At 34.7% G+C, this 3,160-nt stretch carries 3 protein-coding genes; all 3 read right to left on the reverse strand.

The genetic code is table 11. The features are described from left to right. Nucleotides 1-573 precede the first annotated feature (573 nt). Complete coding sequence (locus tag PQ474_RS25820; protein ID WP_273848443.1) at nt 574-891, reverse strand: hypothetical protein; 318 nt, start codon at nt 889-891, stop codon at nt 574-576. Nucleotides 892-1,148: 257 nt separating this feature from the next. Continuing rightward, nucleotides 1,149-1,307: a hypothetical protein gene (locus tag PQ474_RS25825; RefSeq protein WP_273848444.1), complete on the reverse strand. Its 159-nt coding sequence runs from the start codon at nt 1,305-1,307 to the stop codon at nt 1,149-1,151. Nucleotides 1,308-2,125: 818 nt separating this feature from the next. Further along, complete coding sequence (locus PQ474_RS25830; RefSeq protein ID WP_273848445.1) at nt 2,126-2,566, reverse strand: rhs-associated protein; 441 nt, start codon at nt 2,564-2,566, stop codon at nt 2,126-2,128. Nucleotides 2,567-3,160: the final 594 nt, after the last annotated feature.

The following is a 3,160-nucleotide window of genomic DNA, read 5'->3' on the forward strand; positions in this document are numbered from 1 at the left end:
TGGAGTTTTATCTACCTCCTTTATTTCAGCATGCCTTCATGTAGCCAAAATGACTGACACTCATTCCAATCATCTGTTACTGTTCTTACAAGTGGTTTGAAATCCTGCGAATAAGTGAGCATTTGAGAGATATACCTATCTAACTGAGGGAGTTGAAGAAGATGAGTAATCTATTCAGAATAAAACCAAGGTATTGCTGGAGGTATGTCAGATTCTGGTAATAAGTAAAGAACTATAAACCACAAACAAATTAGAGAACCAAATATAGCTACTCCCAATGATATTTTATAATTTACTTTTTTTATAAGCCCATATACTCCACAAGTTAAACTTGTTATACCTAAAAACAGTTCAAATAAAGCTACTGAATAAACACTATAATTGTAATACATATAAAGTCTTACAAACCCAAATATTGTAGTAAACAAAAGGAATATAATTTGACATCCTACGCCGAATAATACAACTTTTATTTTAATTCCCTCCTTGTTGAAAAGCTACCTACTCCTTACTTCAATAAGAACAGGTGCAACCCCTGTTCTTTACGGATTGCACCCGTTACTTAACAAGCAATTAATTTATATCCTGACTTTTCCTTTGTTTCTTTGAAAGTTGTTCAAGTGTGACAGTTGTTAAAATTGCTATTATTCCTTGATAAATAAGTAAGTCACTCATCATTCCAAACTCTTCAGGTTCTCCAATGTTTTTAGTGATATAGAAAGAAAAGATGAAGAATAATATTACCGTAGCAAGTCCGTTCCACAAGCTCTTTCCGATTTTATTAGCTACTATAATAGCGAGTACCACAAATAACAGAGTAATTAGAGGTAGATTTGGAAAAATAAATTCATTTAGTAATACACCGACATACATAATAAAACTGCCTACCATTAACGATGTTCCTTACTCCAAATATCTTATTTTTCCCACCTCCTACATATTACCATCAAGTAACATCTTATCCTTTATCCTCTTATTGTAGTAAATATGGGGTCTGTGTAGCAATGGAACCAAATCACGCAATAAGCATTTTATCAAGACCTAAAACGTAAAAAGGCATAAAAAATAAAGGGTGATACATATTAGACATGAATAATATGTATCACCCTTTTCCTTCTTGTTCAACAATCGCGCCCGATTGCTGAAGATCATTCTCTATATCTATGCTGCGAAATATTCAAGAAAAGCCCCGTTACTTTTCTTCTAGGTTCAACGTAAAGTATGCTGCACGCTTCCGCTGTATGTTCAGGTTCCACCCTATGTTCTAGCGGATAGCCACCTTTTGATGTTTTCTGTGGTCGATGCATACTTCTCACCTCCGTTAGTTCCAAGATCCTTATTGTTCGGTCCTTCATCCATTGGACTACTATGACCTCTGCTGACTTCTTACCATTCACGAATACATCACTGGACTCGTCGTTTTCTTAAGAAATTTCTTCATCTCGAAAACCCCGGTAAGACCTCCCCGGGTAAGTCTAACCGCTTTCCTCTCGTAGACATGGATTTACTGTAGAAGATTCGGGCAGTGTTGGACTTCGTTTTGTTTAGGAAACTCGTCCGTCTCCAGTCAACCTTATATCCAGTTTCTGTACGTTGTCCCGAGATTTTGCCGCCGGCTTCCTTCAGGATTCCGCGTCACCCCGACACCCTTGCCTTAAGCTAACAGTTCCTACTACCAAGCCTGTAGCGGACTTTCACCGCCTAGCTATCACCCATGCCGGGCGCACAATAAAACTCCATGATGGTACTACCATCATGAGCTATATTCTCAAACACTTTGTTTCTAGATTGTCCGATTCAAAAATCCTTATTTTCTTTTTGTTCACTTATATGCCAGTTTTGCCACCAGCATTAGCATTCCGAGCTTTGTTATGCTCGTGAGCAAATATTATTCGAGTAATAATTGTGGTCCTTTTATTCTAATTTCACTGCTACCAATCTCGTAATTCTGCTAACCATCATTAGTTTTTGATTCTAAAGTCATATTGTTTTTAACCATAAAGTTCTTAAAGTCAAAAAACCTTGAAAGGCATATAGCCAATCCAGGTTTTTTTGCTTTTTATATTCTTTGATTTATTCATGTACAAAATTTTTTTCACGAGTCCTATCAGATTTCCTCTTGAAACTAATTCTTGTTTAAACTAAATCCGAAATCTAAATAGTTTTCATACGTTATACAAAGACACCAATCACCTTCTAAAGGTATGAAATAATGGTGCTGTGGAATGTCTAAAAAATAGACTAATATCTGTTCTATATCCTTTAATTCGAACTGGTACCCAAACTCTGTAAGACTATCGCCTATATACATTACTCGAACGTTATTATTCAAGTGTTTTTCTTTTAGTTCAGTAATGAATAGACTAGCATCAGTAAGTAAAGATTCATTATTCGACTCTTTACTATAGTGCTTATTAGTTTGCAACCAATCTATTTTTGAACCATTAAATTCAAATTTTTGTTCTATTAAATTTAGATAAGTTTCTGGATTTTTTATTACTTTGACACACTTATTTATTCCATTTAGTACTAGATCCTTTACTAGTTCATCATCATAACTACTCAAAAAAATTACCCCCTTTATCTAAAACGCTTTTGTATTTTTTTAACGGTTTTCTCAGATGCATTAAATTTAAAATGCGGACCTTTTTCTTTCCCAGACCAAACATTAATATGCGCTCCACTCCTACTATCATGCTCGATTCTAAAACCTACTTTACCGTTATTTGTTTGCCTACCGATAGGTTTCTTTTTAGTATACCCAAACTTTCCAAAGGTTTGTTTTTCAGATCTGAAGCCTCTTTGCTCCAACCAAGACAGTGCTTTATTTCGAGCTTGGTCGTATGTCTTGACTTTACCCGCACCCTTAATTTTATTCGCAAACTTCGCTACCTTCTTCGCATGACCGATCTTAAAATAGTGGCTGTCATTCTACAATCCTCTTATTTAGTAAAGCCTTAGGAGAATTTATTCTCCTAAGGCTTAAGTTAAGCTTAGTCAATTCAACTCATCTTATTTGAACTCCAATTTAAACACTTTATATTAATACAGCCAATATTTTATCATTTTTTCTTTACCTAATATCACTAGTGTTGCACTAAAGAGATTTCAATATTAAAAATACTCAAAATGTTCAATTACTTAAATCCGTGCATAAAAA

It is taken from the genome of Halalkalibacter alkalisediminis (assembly GCF_028610705.1).
GTDB classification, from domain to species: Bacteria; Bacillota; Bacilli; order Bacillales; family Bacillaceae_D; genus Halalkalibacter; species Halalkalibacter alkalisediminis.

Excerpts from the sequence above, each read along its gene's own strand:
- PQ474_RS25820 (WP_273848443.1), bottom strand. The coding sequence starts at position 891 with ATGGTAGGCAGTTTTATTATGTATGTCGGTGTATTACTAAATGAATTT.
- PQ474_RS25825 (WP_273848444.1), bottom strand. The coding sequence starts at position 1,307 with ATGCATCGACCACAGAAAACATCAAAAGGTGGCTATCCGCTAGAACAT.